At 67.2% G+C, this 19,959-nt stretch carries 20 protein-coding genes and 1 pseudogene; 18 read left to right on the forward strand and 3 right to left on the reverse strand.

What is annotated here, in order from left to right:
- Positions 1-370 precede the first annotated feature (370 nt).
- The 16 genes from QMZ16_RS09530 to QMZ16_RS09605 all read left to right on the forward strand — a co-directional run bounded on the left by QMZ16_RS09530 (position 371) and on the right by QMZ16_RS09605 (position 14,498).
- A complete protein-coding gene (locus tag QMZ16_RS09530; RefSeq protein ID WP_119001064.1) occupies positions 371-790 on the forward strand; it encodes an acyl-CoA transferase in 420 nt (139 codons plus the stop codon).
- A 24-nt stretch (positions 791-814) separates the two neighbouring features.
- Entirely contained in the window at positions 815-1,753 is a 939-nt protein-coding gene (locus QMZ16_RS09535; protein WP_119001065.1) for a phage tail tube protein, read from the forward strand.
- Entirely contained in the window at positions 1,753-2,208 is a 456-nt protein-coding gene (locus QMZ16_RS09540; protein ID WP_119001066.1) for a hypothetical protein, read from the forward strand. Before QMZ16_RS09535 ends, QMZ16_RS09540 begins: the two co-directional genes overlap by 1 nt.
- Positions 2,209-2,291: 83 nt before the next feature.
- Positions 2,292-2,435 carry a hypothetical protein gene (locus QMZ16_RS09545; protein WP_158644569.1) on the forward strand — a complete coding sequence of 48 codons (144 nt, stop codon included), beginning with the start codon at positions 2,292-2,294 and terminating at the stop codon, positions 2,433-2,435.
- Positions 2,428-4,845 (forward strand): phage tail tape measure C-terminal domain-containing protein, encoded by a 2,418-nt coding sequence (locus tag QMZ16_RS09550; RefSeq protein WP_090735014.1) that lies wholly within the window; start codon positions 2,428-2,430, stop codon positions 4,843-4,845. Before QMZ16_RS09545 ends, QMZ16_RS09550 begins: the two co-directional genes overlap by 8 nt.
- Complete coding sequence (locus QMZ16_RS09555) at positions 4,845-5,471, forward strand: DUF2460 domain-containing protein (RefSeq protein WP_119001067.1); 627 nt, start codon at positions 4,845-4,847, stop codon at positions 5,469-5,471. The genes QMZ16_RS09550 and QMZ16_RS09555 overlap by 1 nt, the downstream gene beginning before the upstream one ends.
- Positions 5,468-5,818 carry a hypothetical protein gene (locus tag QMZ16_RS09560; RefSeq protein ID WP_090735018.1) on the forward strand — a complete coding sequence of 117 codons (351 nt, stop codon included), beginning with the start codon at positions 5,468-5,470 and terminating at the stop codon, positions 5,816-5,818. Before QMZ16_RS09555 ends, QMZ16_RS09560 begins: the two co-directional genes overlap by 4 nt.
- Positions 5,811-5,942, forward strand: a complete 132-nt coding sequence (locus tag QMZ16_RS09565; protein ID WP_264080903.1) for a hypothetical protein — start codon at positions 5,811-5,813, stop codon at positions 5,940-5,942. Before QMZ16_RS09560 ends, QMZ16_RS09565 begins: the two co-directional genes overlap by 8 nt.
- A gap of 4 nt (positions 5,943-5,946) precedes the next feature.
- Positions 5,947-6,603 carry a lysozyme gene (locus QMZ16_RS09570; protein WP_119001068.1) on the forward strand — a complete coding sequence of 219 codons (657 nt, stop codon included), beginning with the start codon at positions 5,947-5,949 and terminating at the stop codon, positions 6,601-6,603.
- Positions 6,604-6,608: 5 nt separating this feature from the next.
- Positions 6,609-6,839, forward strand: a complete 231-nt coding sequence (locus QMZ16_RS09575) for a hypothetical protein (protein WP_028031150.1) — start codon at positions 6,609-6,611, stop codon at positions 6,837-6,839.
- A gap of 86 nt (positions 6,840-6,925) precedes the next feature.
- Complete coding sequence (locus QMZ16_RS09580; RefSeq protein WP_090735021.1) at positions 6,926-7,156, forward strand: hypothetical protein; 231 nt, start codon at positions 6,926-6,928, stop codon at positions 7,154-7,156.
- A gap of 126 nt (positions 7,157-7,282) precedes the next feature.
- Positions 7,283-8,167: a DUF2163 domain-containing protein gene (locus tag QMZ16_RS09585; RefSeq protein ID WP_090735022.1), complete on the forward strand. Its 885-nt coding sequence runs from the start codon at positions 7,283-7,285 to the stop codon at positions 8,165-8,167.
- Positions 8,164-8,598, forward strand: coding sequence for an NlpC/P60 family protein (locus QMZ16_RS09590; protein WP_090735024.1), 435 nt, complete (start codon positions 8,164-8,166; stop codon positions 8,596-8,598). Before QMZ16_RS09585 ends, QMZ16_RS09590 begins: the two co-directional genes overlap by 4 nt.
- Positions 8,599-8,607: 9 nt before the next feature.
- The gene (locus QMZ16_RS09595) at positions 8,608-12,573 is read left to right on the forward strand and encodes a glycoside hydrolase TIM-barrel-like domain-containing protein (protein WP_282603065.1); all 3,966 of its coding nucleotides are present in this window, start codon (positions 8,608-8,610) and stop codon (positions 12,571-12,573) included.
- Positions 12,574-12,583: 10 nt separating this feature from the next.
- On the forward strand, positions 12,584-13,660 hold the full coding sequence (locus QMZ16_RS09600; protein WP_255330494.1) for a DUF2793 domain-containing protein: 1,077 nt from the start codon (positions 12,584-12,586) through the stop codon (positions 13,658-13,660).
- A 157-nt stretch (positions 13,661-13,817) separates the two neighbouring features.
- Positions 13,818-14,498, forward strand: coding sequence for a L,D-transpeptidase (locus QMZ16_RS09605; protein WP_090735029.1), 681 nt, complete (start codon positions 13,818-13,820; stop codon positions 14,496-14,498).
- Between the two features lie 36 nt (positions 14,499-14,534).
- On the opposite strand, the gene QMZ16_RS09610 is transcribed toward QMZ16_RS09605, so the two are convergent.
- Complete coding sequence (locus QMZ16_RS09610) at positions 14,535-14,819, reverse strand: hypothetical protein (RefSeq protein WP_040610620.1); 285 nt, start codon at positions 14,817-14,819, stop codon at positions 14,535-14,537.
- A 181-nt stretch (positions 14,820-15,000) separates the two neighbouring features.
- Between QMZ16_RS09610 and QMZ16_RS09615 the strand changes: the two genes are divergently transcribed.
- Together QMZ16_RS09615 and QMZ16_RS09620 are read left to right on the forward strand one after the other, a co-directional pair.
- Positions 15,001-17,355: a cation-translocating P-type ATPase gene (locus QMZ16_RS09615; RefSeq protein ID WP_119001071.1), complete on the forward strand. Its 2,355-nt coding sequence runs from the start codon at positions 15,001-15,003 to the stop codon at positions 17,353-17,355.
- 62 nt (positions 17,356-17,417) lie between these two features.
- Positions 17,418-17,930: a L,D-transpeptidase family protein gene (locus QMZ16_RS09620; RefSeq protein ID WP_040611036.1), complete on the forward strand. Its 513-nt coding sequence runs from the start codon at positions 17,418-17,420 to the stop codon at positions 17,928-17,930.
- Positions 17,931-17,939: 9 nt separating this feature from the next.
- Here QMZ16_RS09620 and lnt read toward each other — a convergent pair.
- Both lnt and lspA read right to left on the reverse strand, forming a co-directional pair.
- Positions 17,940-19,518, reverse strand: a pseudogene (lnt, locus tag QMZ16_RS09625) (apolipoprotein N-acyltransferase).
- Positions 19,485-19,958: a signal peptidase II gene (gene lspA / locus QMZ16_RS09630; RefSeq protein WP_225972834.1), complete on the reverse strand. Its 474-nt coding sequence runs from the start codon at positions 19,956-19,958 to the stop codon at positions 19,485-19,487. Before lspA ends, lnt begins: the two are co-directional and overlap by 34 nt.
- Between the last annotated feature and the right edge of the window lies 1 nt (position 19,959).

Here is a 19,959-nt window from a genome sequence, read left to right on the forward strand (position 1 = left end):
TATACAATGCGGGGCGCATGTTTCACACGCGGGGCGACCTGTTTACACATGCTGGAGACGGGCGCGCTGCAAAAGAGCTTCGACGTATGTTTTCGAGAAGATATTGCAGTGCAGTCGGTATGCCTCTGCAACATTGTTCGAAAACAGAACTCTACGCTCTCGAAACTCAAGTTAGGCGGATTGCGCCGAAGCATGCGCTTAGTTGGAATGACGCTCGCGCGCTGGATGCTTACGAGCCAACAGAGCTTCTTAACGAATTTCTCAAAGAGATTAGTTGGCCATCTGCAAAGTCGGAGGCCATTGCGCGACAAGCTGGACGTTGGGGCCAGAAGGTAGCCGCAGCAACAGCCTCTGGTGACGTGTAACTTTCATGCCCACCCCGCGCGAAACCATCCTCGCCGCGCTGCACGCGCGGCTCTCGGTGCTGCCCGCCACCGCCCTGCGCGGTGAGGTGCTGCCCGAGCGCGTGCCGGCCGAGGGGCTGCTGATCCTGCGCGATGGCGAGCCAGGGGAGCCGGAGGTCACACTGTCGCCGCTACGCTACCATTATCAGCACCGCGCCGAGATCGAGGCGGTCGTTCAGGGCGCCGACCGTGACGCCGCCTTCGACACGCTGACCGCCAGCGTCGGCTCGATGCTTGCCGCCGACCGCACGCTGGGCGGGCTCTGCGACTGGGTCGAGGCGAAAGCGCCGCGGCCGGTCGATCTGCCGGTCGAAGGCGCGGCGAGCCTGAAGGCGGCCGTCATCCCGGTGGTGCTGCACTATTCCACGGCCGACCCGCTGGCCTGACCCAACCGACCACAGGAGACGAACATGGCACGAGCCCAAGGGGCGCGGGCGCTGATGGCGCTTGCGTTCGAAACGACCTATGGAACGCCACCCGCCAGCGGCTTCACCCGCATGCCCTTCGCCAGCACATCGCTCGGCGCGGAGCAGCCGCTCCTCAACTCCGAGCTTCTCGGCTACGGACGCGACCCGCTGGCGCCGATCAAGGACGCGGTGACGGCTGACGGCGACGTCGTGGTGCCGCTCGACGCAGAGGCCTTCGGCTTCTGGCTGAAGGCGGCGTTCGGCGCACCGACCACCACCGGCACCGGCCCCTGGACGCACGAGTTCCAGTCGGGGTCCTGGACGCTGCCCTCGATGTCGATCGAGACCGGCATGCCCGAGGTGCCGCGTTACGCGATGTATTCCGGCTGCGTGCTCGACCAGATCACCTGGCAGATGCAGCGCTCCGGCCTGCTGACGGCAACTGCGCGGCTGGTCGCACAGGGCGAGACGGTCGGCACGACCACCAGCGCCGGGACACCCGCCGCGCTGGAGCTGAAGCGTTTCGGGCATTTCAACGGGGCGATCACGCGCAACGGGTCCGCCCTCGGCAACGTGGTCTCAGCCGAGATCACCTACGCCAACAACCTCGACCGGATCGAGACGATCCGCTCGGACGGCCGCATCGACGGCGCCGACCCGTCCATCGCCGCGCTGACCGGCCGGATCGAGGTGCGCTTCGCCGACCAGACGCTGGTGACGCAGGCCATCAACGGCGAGGCCTGCGAGATGGAATTCGCCTACGTCCTCCCCTCGGGCGAAAGCTTCACCTTCACCGTGCACGCCGTCTACCTGCCGCGCCCGCGCATCGAGATCTCGGGTCCGCAGGGCGTCCAGGCGACGTTCGACTGGCAGGCCGCGCGCGACAGCGTCGTCGGCCGGATGTGCACCGCCACCCTCGTGAATGAAGTGGAGACGTATTGATGCTCACGCTCGACCTGACCAACGCGCCGCGCTGGCACGACGTCGCCCCCGGCGTCCGGGTGCAGCTGCGCCCGCTGACCACGGCGCTAATGGTGGCGACCCGGAGCGATCCCGCCGTCGAGGCAGTTCCGGAAGAAGCCTCGGACGAGGAACGCGCCGTCGCTTTCGCGAAGGCGCTCGCGGGGCGTGCCGTGCTCGCCTGGGACGGCATCGGGGACGCGGATGGCAACGTGATCGACCCGAGCCCGGAGGCCATCGACGCGCTGCTCGATGTCTGGCCGATCTTCGAAGCCTTCCAGCTGACCTACGTCTCGAAGGGTCTGCTGCTGGAACAGGAAAAAAACGCCTCCGCGCTCTCGCCGAATGGTCCTTTGGCGGGGGCGAGCGCTACTGCGAAGCATGCGCACCCTACGAGGGCCGCGAGCAAGCCTGCCCGGACTGCCCGGCGCGGCTGAACCGTCCGGCAACGCCAGAGGGTTGGCAGGTCTGGGACCTTGTCGGCCGACTCGGCGGCCAACTGCGTGTCCTGCCCGGCGCGGTGACCGGCTGGGACATGTCGGCGGCGCTCGCGCTCGGTGACGCACTCGGCGTGCCGCCGCTCGCCATGGCCGAACTGCTGCCTGTCATCGAAGCGGTGATGGTCGCCAAGCTCAACGAGCAGATGGAGCACTCCCATGGCTGAGAAGAGGGTCAGCGTCCGCCTCGCGGCCGTGGGCGGACGGCAGGTGCGCGCCGAGCTGGAAGGCGTGGGCGAGGCCGGGTCGCGCGGCTTCGGACGGCTGAGCCGGGAGATGGAGGCCGCGAACGCAAGGCTAGCGGCATTTTCCCGTCGCGTTGCCGTAGCCGCTGCCGCCGCAGTTGCAGCTGCCGCCGCGGCGGGCGTGGCGATGATCCGCTCCGGTCTACAGACGGTCGATGCGCAGGCCAAGCTCGCCCAGTCCCTCGGCACCACCGTCGCCTCGATCCAGACGCTGGAGCGCGCGGGCGAGCTGGCTGGTGTGTCCATGTCCGGCATCGAGCAGGCGACGAAGGACCTGACGCGGCGACTCAGCCAGGCTGCCGCCGGGACCGGCCCCGCCGCGGACGCGCTGGACCGGCTCGGCCTCTCGGCCGCCGACCTGATCGCGCTGCCGCTCGACGCGCGCGTCGGCGCGATCAACGCCGCGATCGAAAGCTTCGTCCCCGTCGCGGAGCGCGCGGCCGTCGCCGGCCAGCTCTTCGGCGAGGAAGGCTCCATCGCCATGAGCCGGATCGACACCGCGACGCTGCGTCAGGCAACGGAGGACGTCCTCGCCTTCGGCGTCGTTGTCTCGGAGCAGGACGCGGACCAGATCGAGCGGACGAACGATGCGATCTCCCGGCTCGGGCTGATCTGGCGCGGGCTGGCGAACCAGCTGGCCGTCGCCGCGGCGCCTGCGCTGGAAGCCGTCGCCAGCGCCATGGCGGCGGTCGCCAGCCGCACCGGACCGCTTGGCATCGCGATCCGCGGCCTCTTCGACAACATCGGTCGCCTGACCACCTATGCCGCCACCTTCGCCGCCTTCCTCGCGGGACGCTGGGTGGCGGGGATGGCCGCTGCGGCCCTGTCAGTTCGCGGCCTCGCCACCGCGCTCGTCGTGTTGCGGGGCGCGCTGATCCGCACCGGCATTGGGGCGCTGATCGTCGGCGCGGGCGAGCTGGTCTATCAGTTCACCCGCCTCGTCTCCGGCGCGGGCGGGTTTGGCGAAGCGATGTCGCTCTTGAAGGACGTCGCCGTCGAGGTCTGGGAGCGGACCCGGATGGGCGCAGCGGCTGCAGGCGCGGCCGCCACGGCGATGTTTTTCGACCTGAAGGCGGACGCCGCCTCGGGCATGCAGAGCGCCATCGAGAGCGTCGTGGGTTTCGGCAACACCGCCGCGAACACGTTCGAGGGCGCCTACGAGGCGATCAAGGCGATCTGGGGTCTGCTGCCCGCCGCCATCGGCGATCTGGCGTTCCAAGCGGCCAACAGCCTGGTCGACGGCGTCGAGGCGATGCTGAACGGCGTGGTCGCGCGCATCAACAGCTTCATCGGCGGCATCAATCAGGGGCTGGAAGCGCTGGGGTCGGAGCGCCGCATCGCGCTGGTGCCGGACCTCGACCTCGGCGAGATCGAGAACCGCTTCGAGGGTGCGGCGACGGCCGCGACCACCGCCGCGCAGACGGCGTTTGACCGGGCGTTCGAGGACAACCCGCTCACCGCGCCCGATCTCGGCCTGACCGAGGCGGCGAACAGGGCGCTCGAGTCCGCCAACCTTTACCGCAGCGCGGCGCGCGACCTGGCGGAGGGGGCCCGTGCGCCCCTCGAAAGCTGGCAGGCCCTGCGCGATGCGGTGCGCGGCACCGATGAGGACGGAGCCGATGCGCTGACCGAGGCCACCGGTGCGGCCGAACGACTGGAGACGGCGCTCGGCGATGCAGGTCGCGCGGCGACAGGTGCAGGCGCGGCGGCCGGGGCTGCTGCTGCGGCAGCAGAGCCCGTGACCGAAGCTGCCGTCACCGGTTGGCAGGCCGTCACGGCGGCGCTGTCAGATTACGCCAGCAAGGCGCGCGAGATCGGCGGCGATATCGGCCAGAGCCTCGTTGGCGCCTTCCAGTCGGCCGAGAACGCGGTGGGCCAGTTCGTGAAGACCGGCAAGCTGAACTTCCGCGATCTCGTCACCTCGCTGCTCGCCGATCTCGCCCAGCTCGCGGCGCGGCGGTTCATCCTCGGGCCGATCGCCAATGCGCTCTCGGGCGTGTTCTCCGGTGCTGGCGGCATCTTCGCAAACGTCCTGCATGCGGGCGGGATGGTCGGATCGGCCGGCCCCTCGCGCTTGGTTCCGGCCCCGGCCTTCTCCGCCGCGCCGCGGATGCATGGCGGCGGCATGGCCGGACTTCGCCACGACGAGGTGCCCGCGATCCTGCAGCGGGGCGAACGGGTTCTGTCTCGACGCGAGGCTCAGAGCTACGGCGCGGGCGGCGGGGTCAACGTCACCATCATGGCGCGTGACGCCGAGAGCTTCCGGCAATCGCGCACGCAGGTCGCGGCGGACATCGCCCGTGCGGTCTCGCTCGGGCGGAGGGGCATGTGATGGCGTTTCACGAGGTCCGGTTTCCCGACGACATCAGCCGCGGTGCCCGCGGCGGGCCGGAGCGGCGCACGCAGATCGTCGAGCTTGCGTCGGGCGACGAAGAGCGCAACGCCAGCTGGGCCAATTCGCGCCGCCGCTATGACGTCGCCTATGGCATCCGCCGCGCGGACGATCTGGCGGCCGTGGTCGCCTTCTTCGAGGCGCGGAACGGTCGGCTCCATGGCTTCCGCTTCAAGGACTGGGGCGACCACAAGTCCTGTCTACCCTCGGGCACGGCATCGCCCACCGACCAGGCGATCGGCACCGGCGACGGCGCAACGACCGCCTTCCAGCTGGTGAAGCGCTACGCCTCCGGGGCGCAGTCCTGGGCGCGCGCCATCGCCAAGCCGGTGGCGGGCACCGTGCGCATCGCCCTCGGCGGGGTGGATCAACCCTCCGGCTGGTCGGTCGACACCACGACAGGTGTCGTCAGCTTTGGCGCGGCACCGGGCGCAGGCGTCGCGATCACCGCGGGCTTCGAGTTCGACGTGCCGGTCCGCTTCGACACCGATGCGCTCGACGTGACGCTCGACCTCGAGCGGCTCGGCTCGATCACCTCCATTCCGCTTCTGGAGATTCGGCGATGAACGACACCGGCAGCTTCGTCGCCGCCGTGTTGCGCGAGCTCGCGGCCTCGACCGCCGTGATCCTCGCCGCCTGGGGCGCGCTCGGCGGCGCCACGAACGCACTGACCACGAGGATGCGGCTGCGCGATGCGCTGCGGCACATCCTGCTCGGCGGGCTAATCGCGGCCGGGATGGGGAGCCTCTCCATGGCCGTGATCACCGCCTGGCTCAGCCTTCCGCCCGAGGCGATCCCTGCGGGCGGGGCGGCGGGCTCGGCGGCGTATCTCGTCGGGGTCTTCGGGCCGGCCTTCATCGAGATGCTGCTCGCCCGGCTACGCCGCGCCAACGAAGGCGACGGCGATGAATGAGCTTCTCCGCCTCGCGCGCTTCCTCCGCTGCGAACCCACCGATCCCCGGCAGGCCTTCCGCCACCGCCTGGCGGTAGGCTTCGCCGTCGCGACGCTGATCCTGATCCTCTCGCTTCTCCGGTAATCTCATGCACATGACCGACCGGGGCCTGCTGGCCCTCGTCCGGCACGAAGGACTCGTGCCCGGGCCCTATCTCGATGTGAAACAGGTCTGGACCTTCGGCATCGGCCACACGGCCGCGGCCGGGCCCCCTGATCCGGCCACCATGCCCCGAGGCATGTCCGCCGATCTCGACGCCGGCATCCGCGAGGCCTTCCGGGTATTCCGCGCCGACCTGGCTGCTTACGAGGCGGCCGTCCTGCGCGCCGTGAAGGTGCCGCTGGCGCCGCATGAATTCGATGCGCTGGTCAGCTTCCAATACAACACCGGCGGCATCGCCAAGGCCGCGCTGACCCGACATCTCAATGCCGGAAATCGCGTTGCGGCCGCCGACGCGTTTCTGAACTGGCGGCGACCGGCGTCGATCATTCCGCGCCGGGAGGCGGAGCGCGACCTGTTCCGCCATGGCCGCTATCCCGGCGGTACGATCCCGGTCTGGTCGGTGGATCGCACAGGCCGCGTGGACTTCTCGCGGCCGATCCGTCGCCTGACCGAGGATGAGGCCCTGGCCTTGGCTCGCGGTCCGTCGCCGACGCCTCCGGTCCTCGCCCCTTCACCCACCGCGCCGACCAGCTGGCTCGCCCGGCTGGCCGCCTTCTTTTCCACCCTGATCCGGAGGGCCTGATCCCCATGCGCTACGTTCGTCCCAATTCGCTCACCTGGTGGGCGGGACTTCTCGCCATGCTCACCGGCATCGCCTCCCTCGCGCTGCCCGCCACCGGGCCGCTCGGGGAACTGTCCCGGCTCGTCGCGCTGCTTGCCGGCTCTGGCGATGCCTCGCCAGCGGGGCTGATGTTCCTCGGTCTCGGCCTGATCGGCCTGCGCGACCGGATCGAGCGCGGGTTCCGCGGCGATGCTTGAGTTTCTCGCGGGTCTGGTCGTGGGCGGCTGCCTCGGGGTCTTCGTCGCAGCCCTCTGCGTCGCCGCCGCGCACGGGGAGCGGGACGATGGCTGAGTTCCTGATCTGGCTGGTCGCAGCTCTCGGCGCGATCGGGGGCGTTGTCCTCGGCCGGGGCTGGGGGCGCGCAGAAGGGAAGCGCGCGGGCAAACGGGAGGCGGAACGCGATGCCATGGAAGACAACAGCAAGCGCGTCGAGCGCGGGCGCGACGCGGTTCGCGATGGCCGCGGCGCTGGCGATCCCGCTGAGCGGCTGCGCCGCAACGATGGGCAGTGGTGATGCGGGCTGCGCCTCCTATGCCGAGGCGCGGCTCGCCCGGCCAGCTGCCGAGACCGTCGCGGAGGTGCCGCACGCATGGGCGAATTGGATCGCCGATCTCGACGACCGTATGGCGGGAACCTGCCGATGAAATCCCTCTCACCCGCCCTTCAGGCCCATCTCGACGACGGCACAACAACTCTTGCCTGGTGCTGGCGGATCACCCGCGTCGACGGCGTGAGCTTCGGCTTCACCGATCACGACCGGACGCTCAGCTTCGATGGCACGGACTTCGAACCCGAGAGCGGGCTCACTGCGTCCGAGGTGCGCTCGGGCTCGGACCTCTCGGTCGACGCGCAGGATGCCGAGGGTGTGCTGACCTCGGACCGGATCACCGAGACCGACATTCTCGACGGCCGCTGGGACAATGGAGAGGTCGAGGTCTGGCGGGTGAACTGGACCGATACGAGCCAGCGCGTGCTGATGCGGCGCGGCGCCATCGGCCAGATCCGGCGCGGGCGGCTGGCCTTCGTTGCCGAGGTCCGCTCGCTTGCGCATGTGCTCGGCCAGACGGTCGGGCGGACTTTCCAGGCGACCTGCGATGCCGCGCTCGGCGATGCACGCTGCGGCGTCGATCTGGAGGGCCCGGCCTACAAGGGCACGGGCGCAGTGATCGATCTGCTGCGCGACCGGTCCTTCACCGCCTCGGGCCTCGGCGGCTTCGCCTCCGGCTGGTTCACCTTCGGCACGCTGGACTGGACGAGCGGAGCGAACGCCGGACGACGCACCGAGGTTTTGGGCCATGACGTGACGGACGGCATCGCGGTGCTGACGCTGCTCGAGGCGCCGGTGCGGTCCATCGCCGACGGCGACGCCTTCACCATCCGCGCGGGCTGCGACAAGCGTATGGAGACCTGCGGCGCGAAGTTCGCCAACACCGTCAACTTCCGGGGTTTCCCGCACATCCCGGGCCAGGATGCCGTGCTGCGCTACGCCACGAAGGACGGCGGGCACGAGGGGTCGGTGCTGTGAACGCCGCTGATCCCCAGCACGTCATCACCATTGCGCGGTCCTGGCTCGGAACGCCGTATCATGATCAGGCCAGCCTGCGCGGTGTCGGCTGCGATTGCCTCGGGCTGGCGCGGGGCGTCTGGCGCGAGGTCGTCGGCCCCGAGCCGTTCCCGATCCCGCCCTACAGCCGGGACTGGGGCGAGACCGGGCCGCGCGAGGTTCTGGCCGAGAGCGCACGCCGGATGATGATCGAGGTGTCGCCCGCCGAGGCAGGCCCCGGCGCGCTGATCCTCTTCCGCATGAAGCCCCGCGCCATCGCCAAGCATGTCGGGATCCTGACCGGCCCAGACATTTTCCTCCATGCATACGAGCGGCTCGGCGTGATCGAGGAACCGCTCACTCCATGCTGGCGGCGGCGCATCGCCTTCGCTTTCCTGTTCCCGCAACGCTGAGACCCGACCATGGCAACGCTTGTCCTCGGTGCCGCTGGCGCCGCCATTGGCGGTTCGATCGGCGGGGCGATCCTCGGCGTCAGCGCCGCGACCATCGGCGGCTTCATCGGCTCCGCCATCGGCTCGGTCGTCGACAGCTGGATCATCTCGTCGCTGGCGCCCACCCAGCGCATCGAGGGCGCGCGGCTCGATACGCTGCGCATCACCTCGGCCACCGAGGGCGCGGTGATCCCGCGGCTCTACGGCCGGATGCGCATGGGCGGCAACATCATCTGGGCGACCGATTTCCGCGAGGAGACGAAGACGACCACGCAGGGCGGCGGCAAGGGCGGTGGGGGCGGCAAGGTCAAGACCACCGAGTATCTCTACTATGCCAGCTTCGCCGTGGCGCTCTGCGAAGGCCCGATCACCGGGATCGGCCGCATCTGGGCCGACGGCAAGCCGATGGACCTCTCCGGCGTCACCTGGCGCTGGTATCCGGGCGACGAGGCGCAGACGGTGGACCCGTTCATCGCCGCGAAGATGGGCGCGGCCAGCACGCCCGCCTATCGCGGCACGGCCTATGTGGTCTTCGAGGAACTGGCGCTTTCCACCTACGGCAACCGCCTGCCACAGCTCTCCTTCGAGGTGTTCCGCCCGCTGGCCGACCCCGACACCGCCGAGGGGCTGACCCGCGCCGTCACCATGATCCCGGCCTCGGGCGAGTTTACCTATGCGACGCAGGCGATCCGCAAGACCGATGGCGGCGCGACGGTACCCGAGAACCTGAACGCGCTGGCCGACTCCACCGACATGGTGGAGGCGCTGGACCGGCTGCAGGCGATGGCGCCTGCGGTCGAAAGCGTCAGCCTCGTCGTGGCCTGGTTCGGCGACGATCTGCGCGCGGGCTCCTGCAAGGTGCGGCCGGGCGTCGAGGTCTCGGCCAAGTCGACGACGCCCGCCAGCTGGTCGGTGAACGGCGTGAGCCGCGCCAATGCCTTCCTGGTCAGCCGCGACGATCAGGATCGCCCGGTCTATGGCGGCACGCCGTCCGACTTCGCGGTGGTTCAGGCGATCCAGGAGATGAAGGCGCGCGGACTGCGTGTCACCTTCTATCCCTTCATCCTGATGGACGTGCCGCCCGGCAACACGCTGCCGAACCCGTATTCCGACAGCGCCGCCGAGACCGGCCAGCCCGCATTCCCCTGGCGGGGGCGGATCACCTGTTCCCCGGCCGCTGGCTACGCCGGATCGGTGGACAAGACGGCCACGGCGGCAAGCCAGGTCGCGGCGCTGTTCGGCGCGGCGACACCTGCGAGCTTCAGCGTGGCGGGCGAGAGCGTCAGCTGGACCGGGCCATCCAGCGACTGGGGCCTGCGGCGCATGGTGCTGCACTACGCCCATCTCTGCGCGGCGGCGGGCGGGGTCGATGCGTTCCTGATCGGGACCGAGATGCCGGGGCTGACGACGATCCGCTCGGGCGCGGCCACCTATCCGGCGGTGCAGGCCTACCGGGATCTGCTCGCGGATGTGCGCTCGATCCTCGGGTCCGGCACGAATATCGGCTATGCCGCCGACTGGAGCGAGTATTTCGGGCACCAGCCGGGCGACGGCTCGGGCGACGTGTACTTCCACCTCGATCCGCTCTGGGCCGACCCGGAGATCGATTTCGTCGGGATCGACAATTACATGCCGCTGTCGGACTGGCGCGACGGGTTCGATCATGCGGACGCGCAGGAGGGCTGGCCCGCGATCTATGACCGGGCCTATCTGCAGGCGAACATCGCGGGCCGCGAAGGCTTCGACTGGTTCTATGCATCGGCGACGGATCGGTCGGCACAGGTCCGGACGCCGATTGCCGATGGCGCCGCCGGCAAGCCATGGGTCTTCCGCTACAAGGATCTGCGCAGCTGGTGGTCGAACCCGCATTACAATCGCCCCGGTGGGGTGGAGAGCGGCACGCCGACAGCATGGGTGCCGCAATCCAAACCCATCCGCTTCACCGAACTCGGCTGCCCGGCCATCGACCGGGGCACCAACCAGCCCAACGTCTTCTTCGACCCGAAGTCATCCGAGAGCTTCACGCCGCATTTTTCGAAGGGCTGGCGCGATGACGCCATTCAGCGCGCCTATCTCGAGGCCACGTATCTCTGGTGGGGCGAGGCCGCGAACAACCCGGTGTCATCGGACTACGGCGGCCGGATGGTGCACGTCCCCGAATGCGCCGCCTGGACCTGGGACGCGCGGCCCTATCCGTTCTTCCCGGCGCTGACCGACGTCTGGACGGACGGCGCGAACTGGCGGCTCGGCCACTGGCTGACGGGGCGGCTCGGCGCTGTGTCGCTGGCGGCCCTCGTGCGGCACCTCTGCCTGCGCGCCGGGCTGCCCGGGGCGCGGATCGACGTCATCGGCCTCTGGGGCGCGGTCGAGGGCTACGCCATCACGGCGCTGGAGAGTCCGCGCGCGTCGATCACCACGCTGTCGCGCCACTTCGGCTTCGACGCCGTGGAGACCGAGGGCGTGATCCGTTTCATCATGCGTGGCCGGGCGTCGGTCGCCACGTTCGATCCCGACGATCTTGTGGCCGCCCGCGAGGGCGACGTGCTGGAACTGACGCGGGGCCAGGAGACGGAACTGCCGCAGGCGCTGAAGTGGCAGGTCGCCCGCGCCGACGAGGATTACGACGCGGCCCTCGTCGAGGCGCGGCGCATCACCGTCGACACGACACGGATCGCCTCGGAGAGCTTCCCGATGGCGGTGCCGCCCGAGGAAGCCGAGCGGCGCTGCCGCCGCGCGCTGATGGAGGCGTGGGTGGGGCGCGAGACGGCGGCATTCCGTCTGCCGCCCTCGCGGCTCGCGCTCGATCCGGCGGACCCGATCCGGCTCGCCCATGACGGGCGGCTGGTCGACCTGCGGCTCGTCTCCATCGCCGACGCGGAGGCTCGCGGCATCGAGGCGGTCCGCCAGGATCGCGCGACCTACGACCTGCCGCCCGGCGATCCCCGCGCGGCGTCGCTGACGCGCGCCGTGGTGTTCGGCGCGCCGGACGCGGTGCTGATGGACCTGCCGCAGCTGACCGAGGACCAGCCCGCGCATCGGCCGATGGTCGTCGCGCATGCGGTTCCCTGGCCCGGCGAGATTGCGGTGTTCCGCAGTCCTTCGACCGATGGCTTCGAGCTGCTGACGACGTTCGGCAGTCGCGCCCGGATTGGCCAGCTGGTCTCCGACTTCTACGCGGGCCCCACCTCGCGCTTCGATTTCGGAAATGCGCTTGTGGTCGATCTGCTCACCGGCACGTTGGAAAGCGTCACCGACCTGACCCTGTTCGGGGGCGCCAACGCGCTTGCCATCGAGAGCGCGCCTGGGGTCTGGGAGATCGTGCAGGCCGGCGCGGCCGAGCTGCTCGCGCCCGGTCGATATCGGCTCACCCGGCTTCTGCGCGGACAGCGCGGCACGGAAGGTGCCATGGGCAACCCGGCGCCCGCCGGCGCGCGGGTGGTGGTGCTGGACGACAGCCTCGCGTCGCTGCCGATCGCCGAGGCCGATCTTGGCATCCCGTGGAACTGGCGCATCGGCCCGGCCAGCCGCCCGGTCAGCGACGAGACCTATGTGGCGCAGACCTTTACCCCCGCGGGCGCGGGACTGCGGCCCTTCTCTGTCGCCCATGTCGAGCAGCCGTGGCGTCGCCCACGCACGCCCGGCGATCTGACCATCCGCTGGACGCGCCGGTCCCGCGCTCTTTCCGCCGACAGCTGGGGCGGGCTGGAGGTGCCGCTGGCGGAGGAACTGGAAACCTACGAGGTCGAGATCCTCGACGGCGCGGCCGTGAAGCGGGTGCTGAGCGCGGCCACCACCAGCGCCGTCTACACCGCCGCCCAGCAGAGCGCCGACTGGGGCGCGCCGCTCGCCCCCGGCGACACCGTCAACATCCGCATCTACCAGCTCTCCGCCCTCGTCGGGCGGGGCGCGCCGAAAACTGTCACGCTCACGTTCTGAAAGCCAACCCATGTCCGACGCCACCACCCATCTCCTGCTGCCCCATATCCTGGCGGCGCAGGCCCAGAAGCACGTCACCCACAACGAGGCGCTGCGGATCCTCGACGGGCTCGTTCAGCTCTCTGTTATCGATCGGGACCTGGCAGCACCCCCTGCGAGCCCCGCCGACGGCGACCGCTACATCGTCGGCTCGGGCGCGACAGGCGACTGGGCCAGCTGGGACCTAAACGTCGCACTCTGGACCGATGGCGCCTGGCTCCGCCTGCCCCCACGGACCGGCTGGCGGGCGTGGGTCGAGGACGAGGGGCTGCTGCTGGTCTATGACGGGTCAGGTTGGGTAGGAACCACGCCGGCCGCGCTGCAGAACCTTGCGCTGCTGGGACTCGGCACGACGGCCGATGCGTCGAATCCGTTCTCGGCCAAGCTGAACGCGGCGCTCTGGACCGCGAAGACCTTGGCCGAGGGCGGCACCGGCGATCTGTTCTACACCATGAACAAGGAGGCTGCGGGCGACGATCTCGGCCTGACGCTGCAGACCGGCTTCGTGACCAAGGCGCTGGTGGGGCTGTTCGGCTCGGACAGTTTCCGGCTCGCCGTCTCCGCCGACGGCAGCACCTTCTTCGACGGGCTGAGCGTCGACAACGCGAACGGCATCGTCGATCAGCCCCGGCTGCCGCGGTTCAAGGCGTACACCAACTACGACAACTATGTCGGCGTAGGAACCTGGACGAAGATCGGCCTGAACAACACCGACTATAACGATCAGGGGGCGTTCGACGCCGCGAACAACCATTTCGTGGCGCCTTCGGATGGCACCTACCTCTTCGGCGCGACGCTGCTTTACAAGATCAACGCCAGCGCCACGGCCCGCATGCGCGGGCGGCTCGTGCTGAACGGCACGACGGAAATCCGCGGCTCCCTCGGCGAAATCTCCGCCACCCATGTCTCGCTAGCCACCGCGATCTGGCTGCAGACCATGGTCCCGCTCACTGCGGGCGACACCGTCGAGTTGCAGGGGTATTTCCGGGTCGCGGACGGCTACTTCGCGGCTGACCACACCTCGTTCTGGGGCGCGAAGATCGGCTGAGCGGCAACAACGGGATTGCACACGCCCCTTTGACCTGTGCGGCGCTAGCGGAAAGAAATGCCTTGAAGCTCTAGTTGGTGGAGGTTGCATATCGAGACACGAAAGCGCTGCTCGTGCCTCGCGAGCCTGCGCAAATGCCCAGAACAAAGGCTGCCAAATGCTGACAAGACGACACTTCGTTCGATCAACCACAGCGCTGTTTTCAGCGTCGGTCTCCGGCCCACTCCTCGCCGATACCTGGCCCACCGAGGCGCAGAAGGCTGCCTGGGATGCACAGGTGACGCCTCCAAATTATGTCCCCGAAACCTCCAATCCTTGGGGTCTGCACCCGCGGTTCCTGCCGCAACGAGTCGTCGCGAAGGACGGTCTCGTACCGGGAGATATCCATGTCGATGCGGTCGCGCGATATCTCTACCATATCGAGGAGGGTGGAACCGCTATGCGTTATGGCGTGGCGATCGGGCGTGGCGACCTCTACGAACCGGGTATCTATACGATACAGCGCAAGGTCGAGTGGCCGCACTGGACCCCGACCCAGAACATGATCGAGCGGGAACCGGAGATTTATGCGCAGTTCGAGGGTGGTGTGGAACCCGGGCCCGAGAACGCGCTCGGATCGCGGGCCATGTACCTCTACGTCGGGGATCGCGACACATATTTGCGGATTCACGGTACCCCGTTTCCGCAAAGTATCGGCAGCCGTGCCAGCTCGGGTTGCGTCAGGATGGTGATGGCGCACATCAACAGTCTCTATCCACGTGTCGAGATCGGCTCGACGGCGTATCTCTATTCGGCGGAAGGCAGCCTTGCGGCACCAGAGGTTGGCGACCTGTGGTGATGCGCGCCGAGCGACGGATGCTGCCGTTCGCATTCGTCAGGCCTGCGCCTGCCGACAGATAGCCGCTCCGTTTCTTGCCCGAAGTGGCAGGAGCGTTGTCTCGACCTGACCGCGATGCTCGTACCAGTAACACCCGTCGTCAGGCAGCAGGCGGACGGTTGAGAGATCCTGACCGTCCGCCGCCAATTCGAGAACGATCTCGGGAACGCCGGACTCGGGTTCAGTGGCAGGCAACTGGCCGACCTCCTGCGAGCCGCAGCTTGCGGTCAGAAAGAGTGCGACGACAGCCATCTTCATCCGTGTCCGAGTAATACTCAGCATTGTTGTTCCTTCCGCTTATGCCACTCCTCGCGACGGTTTTCATGGGTAGTGCTAAAACCGCACGGATCACCGCACTTTCTAGCAAAAATACAAACTGAAATACCACCGTATTTTGCTCTTGAAGCTCTAGCTACTGTAGGGGCTATGTCATGGTGATGCACCCGAATCCAGAGGTCCATTCATGCCGTCCGACACCCATCACCACGATCACGATCATGCCGAAGACGACCAGGCAAACGGCGGCAACTGTTGCGGGAGCGCGGGAACGTGCGGCGACATCGAGCCGACGACGCCCGCGCCGACGGGCGGGCGCAGTTTTCAGGTGTCCGGCCTCGATTGCGCCGAGGAGGTCGCGATCCTGAACAAGGTGGTTGGCCCGAAGATCGGCGGGGCCGAGCATCTCGCGTTCGACGTGATCAATGGACGGATGACTATTCTCGACAGCGCCAAGAGTGTATCGGACGGCGAAATTGCAGAACTGGTCGCAAGCACCGGCATGACCGCCAAGCCCTGGGATGCCGAAAACGCGTCGGTCGACCAGGCGGCCCATCTTGCACGACAGCGGCTGTTTACGGCGCTCAGTGGCGGCTTCTGGGCCGCGGGATTTCTGTGGCACATCATCGAGACCGGCATGGGGGGGGCACTCGGCCTCTTCGCAGGGCACGGCGAAGCGCCGATGCCACTGGTCGAGGCAGGGCTATTCGCGGTTGCGATCCTGTTCGGTGTCTGGCTCGTGGCACCCAAGGCATGGTCGTCCGCACGGAGGCTGTCGCCCGACATGAACCTGCTGATGGTGGTCGCGGTGGCCGGTGCCATAGGGCTTGGCGAATTCTTCGAGGCGGCGACGGTTGCGTTCTTCTTCTCGCTCTCGCTCTACCTCGAAAGCTGGAGCGTCGGGCGTGCGAGGAATGCGGTCTCGGCGCTCTTGGATCTTGCACCACCGACGGCGCGCGTGATCCGCGAAGACGGAAGCGAGGCCGACGTTCCGGCGGCTCAAGTCGCCGTAGGCTCAAGCTTCATAGTACGCGGTGGCGACCGTATCCCCCTCGATGGTGAGGTGACGGACGGCGCGGGCGCGGTCGATCAGGCGCCAATCACCGGAGAGAGTGCGCTGGTCCCAAAGGAACGAGGCGACGAAGTCTATGCCGGCACGATCAACGGCGAAGGCACATTGACGGTGCGCGCCACGAAGGCCGCCTCGGACACCGTCTTGGCCAAGATCATCCGCATGGTCGGCGACGCCCATGCCCGCCGCGCGCCGGTGGAGCAATGGGTGGCGAAGTTCGCCCGCATCTACACGCCTATCGTCATGGCTCTCGCCATTGCAATTGCCCTGCTGCCGCCGCTCATTTTCGGTGGGGCCTGGGATTATTGGTTCTACAATGCACTCGTGCTGCTAGTGATCGCCTGCCCGTGTGCTCTGGTCATCTCGACACCGGTCTCCATCGTCGCCGCACTCACCGCTTCAGCGCGGGCCGGAGTGCTGATCAAGGGCGGTGCATATGTTGAGGCACCGGGCAAGACCACTGCACTGGCCATGGACAAGACCGGCACGATCACCATGGGCGAGCCCGAGGTGGCGGCGGTGCATCCGCTGGGTAGAGCATCGGCGCAGGATCTGATGACCCTCGCCGCGGGGCTCGAGGCACGTTCCTCGCATCCCTTGGCGCGCGCCATTCTCGCGCGGGCAGAAGCCGACGGCATCAAGGTGTCCGCCGCAGAAGATACCCGAACCGTTCCTGGTAGGGGACTTGAAGGACGCACTGACGGCCGGTCGATCTGGCTAGGGTCGGACCGGTTTGCCGAGGAGAAGGGTTTCGGTGACGCCATTCCGAAGGATTTGCGCGACCGCATCGAAGGGGCTGGCAGCACCCTTGTTGCCGTGGGCGACGACACCGGCGTGACCGGCATCCTGGAATTGCGCGACCGTATCCGCCCCGACGCCAAGGGCATCGTGGCACAGCTCCACGCGCAAGGCGTGAAGACCATCGTCATGCTGACGGGCGATAACGAGCGGACGGCGCGCGCCGTTGCAGCCGAGGTCGGCATCGACGAGGTCCGCGCCGAGCTTCTGCCCGAAGACAAAGTGACAGCCATCGAAGAACTGGTCGAAACGCATGACATGGTGGCCATGATCGGCGACGGGGTGAACGACGCCCCCGCCATGGCGCGGGCGCATTACGCCATCGCGATGGGTGCTGTTGGTTCGGACGCGGCAATCGAGACTGCGGATATTGCCCTGATGACCGACGACCTTGGCAAGGTGCCTTGGCTGATCGGTCATTCGCGCCGGACAATGTCGATTATCCATCAGAACATCGGTATTTCCTTGGCGACCAAGGGCGTTTTCGTTGTCGCTACCGCGTTTGGAGTGGCATCGATGTGGGGCGCTATTGCAGCCGACGTAGGAGTGTCATTGCTGGTGGTGGCCAACGCCCTGCGCCTGCTGAACAGCCAAGAGGCCAAGGCGCCTCCGTCCGGCGGTGAACAGGTTGGTCCACAGATGACAAAGGCCGCGCTTGCCCATGCACATTGATCACGCAGCATTTGCAAGGTACCGTAATATCCATATCCGACCTCACCAAAGAGGCATGAGCAGTGAAAACCATCCGATTTCCCCGCCGCGCCGTCCTGTTGGGCGGGTTCGCAGCGTTTTTGTCCGGCTGTGCCAGCAAGTTCCGCAGCTATGGCGGACCCGAGGTGACCCGTGTTCGGCTTTATAAGGGGCAGCGCTTGCTTGTTCTCGACGGAGCCGATCGCGTATTGCAAACCTATCCGGTCGGGCTGGGTTTCGCTCCTGAGGGTCACAAGCAATTCGAGGGAGACGGCCGGACCCCGGAGGGCACCTACATAGTCGATAAGCGCAACCCTGAAAGCACTTATCATCTTTCGGTTGGCATCTCTTATCCGAATGAGGCCGACATCGCTTTTGCCGAGGCGCAGGGCCGATCCCCCGGGGGCGACATCTTCATCCATGGTGGTCCACGACCCGGCATCGACCCAACGGACGTCCGCGACTGGACAGCTGGCTGCATCGCGGTCACAGATCGGCAGATCGAGGACATCTATGCAATGGTGAAGGACGGAACACCTATCCACATCTTTGCATGACGGTGTTTCTCATGCGGCGGTAGCGCGCCGTCGCATTGGTCGCCGTTGCCCAGCTCCACGAAGCCAAGATGAGCGCCAGCAGCATCCAGTCCCCGAAGCTCGCGTAGAGTGTCGGCGGTCGCGCGGAGGGCAGGCTAGCGTCGATGATGCCCGTTTCGCCGGTATCGAGCCGCGCAACGATCTCTCCGCTCGTGTCGATGACCGCAGAGATGCCCGTATTCGCGGCTCGAATGACAGGAAGGCCTTCCTCTACGGCGCGCATACGTGCGGAAGCCAGATGCTGCTCAGGTCCGATGCTGGTGCCAAACCAGGCGTCGTTGGTTGCGTTGAAGATCCAGTCTGGCTTGAACAGGTCGTCGACCACATGGCTTGGGAAGATGATCTCATAGCAGATCGCTAGGGCGACCAGCGGCACACCCGGAAGCGCAAGCGTTCGCGGGCCCGGTCCGGGCGTAAAATCGCCCAGACCCGCCGTGAGCCGCTCGATGGGCGACCAGCCGCGGAATGGCACATATTCGCCGAAGGGTACGAGATGATGTTTCGCGTATCCGGTCAGGATTCTGCCGGTCGCGCCAAAAGCCTGGACCGTGTTGAAATATCGGGTGCCATCTTCGCTCGGTACACGGTCCGGCACACCGGTGAGCAGCACCCTGCCGTCTGGTAGCGCAGCGGCAATGCGATCCCGTGCCTCCGTATCCTCATCGAGGAAACCCGGAAAGGCGGTTTCCGGCCAAAGAAGAACGTCGAAATCGCCGGGCTGGGTTGAAAGCTCAAGATAGCGCGCGAAGGTCGCCTCGCGGTTCTCGGGCGCCCATTTCTCCTCTTGTGGAATGTTGCCTTGGACGATGCGCAGGTCGACACCGGGTGGCTGTTGTGCATCCGACTGGAGGCGAAGCGTGCCGACAGCCCACATCGTCGCGATGCCCGCCAGCGCCATGAGCGAAACGGTCAATCGTTGCCGCCCGGACGCCATGACAGCCGCGCCGGGAAGTGCCGCGACGAACACGGTGAGAAAGCTTAGCCCATAGCTTCCGACCCAGGCGGCGGGTTGGCGAGGAGCGGCGTAATCGACCAAAGCGTAGCCGGCGAGGTTCCATGGAAAACCTGTCAGAACGTGACCGCGCAACCACTCGGCCACGGTCCAGGAGGTCGCGAACAGGAGGCAGGCCAAGAGACTGCCCATGGCTCCACGCCGCGCGATTTCGGCGAAAAGCGCGGCGGCAATGGCCGGGAAAATCGCGAGACCTGCGGACAATCCCGCGACGGCCGGGATCGCCATCGCCCCGAACCGCTCGGCCTCGACGTAGAAACTCTCTGCAATCCACGAAATCCCGAAACCGAACTGGCCGAGACCAAACGCCCAGCCGACGAGGAAAGCGCGCCCGAAGGAGAGATCGCGAAGCCCGACAAACAACGCGGAATAGGCAACGGGAACAAGCAGGAGAATCGAAAGAGGCGGGAAAGTCAGAACCGTCAGCGCCCCGGCGGCGAAACCAAGCGTCATCCGCGAAAGCAAACAGGGGCGCAGAGCGATGCGGTTCAGAATTTCCGTCTTCACGACTTGATCGGACGCCGCGCGCTGATCCATGGCGCGGCGAGCAAGAGCCCTACGCCACTGACGACAAATACATCGGCCATGTTGAAGGCAGGCCAATGTGTTGTGCCAATGTAGAAATCGAGAAAGTCTGTTACAGCCCGATAGCGCACACGATCGATGACATTGCCCAGCGCTCCGCCAATGATCGCGCCGTAGGCAAGTGTTTCGGCCGCATTTTCGACGCGAAACAGCATGACAGCAAGCCAAACACAGATGGCAAGAGCGAGAGCGGTGAGGCTCCACCACGGCGCGCCGCCCAGCATCCCGAAAGTCACGCCGTCATTACGAGAAAAGACGAGGTTGAATCCCGGAAACACGGAAATCCCGGCGCTAAAAGTGGCGGCATTCGCAACGACAATGGCTTTGGTGATCTGATCGATTGCGAACGCAGCAAGCGCGGCAAAGACGCCGATCACTTTGGGTAGTGACATT

Origin of the sequence: Paracoccus sp. PARArs4, assembly GCF_947311865.1 — a bacterium.
Taxonomy (GTDB): Bacteria; Pseudomonadota; Alphaproteobacteria; order Rhodobacterales; family Rhodobacteraceae; genus Paracoccus; species Paracoccus zeaxanthinifaciens.

What these genes read in the sequence shown, in the direction of transcription:
- QMZ16_RS09530 (WP_119001064.1), top strand. Translation starts at nt 371, where the DNA reads ATGCCCACCCCGCGCGAAACCATCCTCGCCGCGCTGCACGCGCGGCTC.
- QMZ16_RS09535 (WP_119001065.1), top strand. Translation starts at nt 815, where the DNA reads ATGGCACGAGCCCAAGGGGCGCGGGCGCTGATGGCGCTTGCGTTCGAA.
- QMZ16_RS09540 (WP_119001066.1), top strand. Translation starts at nt 1,753, where the DNA reads ATGCTCACGCTCGACCTGACCAACGCGCCGCGCTGGCACGACGTCGCC.
- QMZ16_RS09550 (WP_090735014.1), top strand. Translation starts at nt 2,428, where the DNA reads ATGGCTGAGAAGAGGGTCAGCGTCCGCCTCGCGGCCGTGGGCGGACGG.
- QMZ16_RS09555 (WP_119001067.1), top strand. Translation starts at nt 4,845, where the DNA reads ATGGCGTTTCACGAGGTCCGGTTTCCCGACGACATCAGCCGCGGTGCC.
- QMZ16_RS09560 (WP_090735018.1), top strand. Translation starts at nt 5,468, where the DNA reads ATGAACGACACCGGCAGCTTCGTCGCCGCCGTGTTGCGCGAGCTCGCG.
- QMZ16_RS09565 (WP_264080903.1), top strand. Translation starts at nt 5,811, where the DNA reads ATGAATGAGCTTCTCCGCCTCGCGCGCTTCCTCCGCTGCGAACCCACC.
- QMZ16_RS09570 (WP_119001068.1), top strand. Translation starts at nt 5,947, where the DNA reads ATGCACATGACCGACCGGGGCCTGCTGGCCCTCGTCCGGCACGAAGGA.
- QMZ16_RS09575 (WP_028031150.1), top strand. Translation starts at nt 6,609, where the DNA reads ATGCGCTACGTTCGTCCCAATTCGCTCACCTGGTGGGCGGGACTTCTC.
- QMZ16_RS09580 (WP_090735021.1), top strand. Translation starts at nt 6,926, where the DNA reads ATGGCTGAGTTCCTGATCTGGCTGGTCGCAGCTCTCGGCGCGATCGGG.
- QMZ16_RS09585 (WP_090735022.1), top strand. Translation starts at nt 7,283, where the DNA reads ATGAAATCCCTCTCACCCGCCCTTCAGGCCCATCTCGACGACGGCACA.
- QMZ16_RS09595 (WP_282603065.1), top strand. Translation starts at nt 8,608, where the DNA reads ATGGCAACGCTTGTCCTCGGTGCCGCTGGCGCCGCCATTGGCGGTTCG.
- QMZ16_RS09600 (WP_255330494.1), top strand. Translation starts at nt 12,584, where the DNA reads ATGTCCGACGCCACCACCCATCTCCTGCTGCCCCATATCCTGGCGGCG.
- QMZ16_RS09605 (WP_090735029.1), top strand. Translation starts at nt 13,818, where the DNA reads ATGCTGACAAGACGACACTTCGTTCGATCAACCACAGCGCTGTTTTCA.
- QMZ16_RS09610 (WP_040610620.1), bottom strand. Translation starts at nt 14,819, where the DNA reads ATGCTGAGTATTACTCGGACACGGATGAAGATGGCTGTCGTCGCACTC.
- QMZ16_RS09615 (WP_119001071.1), top strand. Translation starts at nt 15,001, where the DNA reads ATGCCGTCCGACACCCATCACCACGATCACGATCATGCCGAAGACGAC.
- lspA (WP_225972834.1), bottom strand. Translation starts at nt 19,958, where the DNA reads ATGTCACTACCCAAAGTGATCGGCGTCTTTGCCGCGCTTGCTGCGTTC.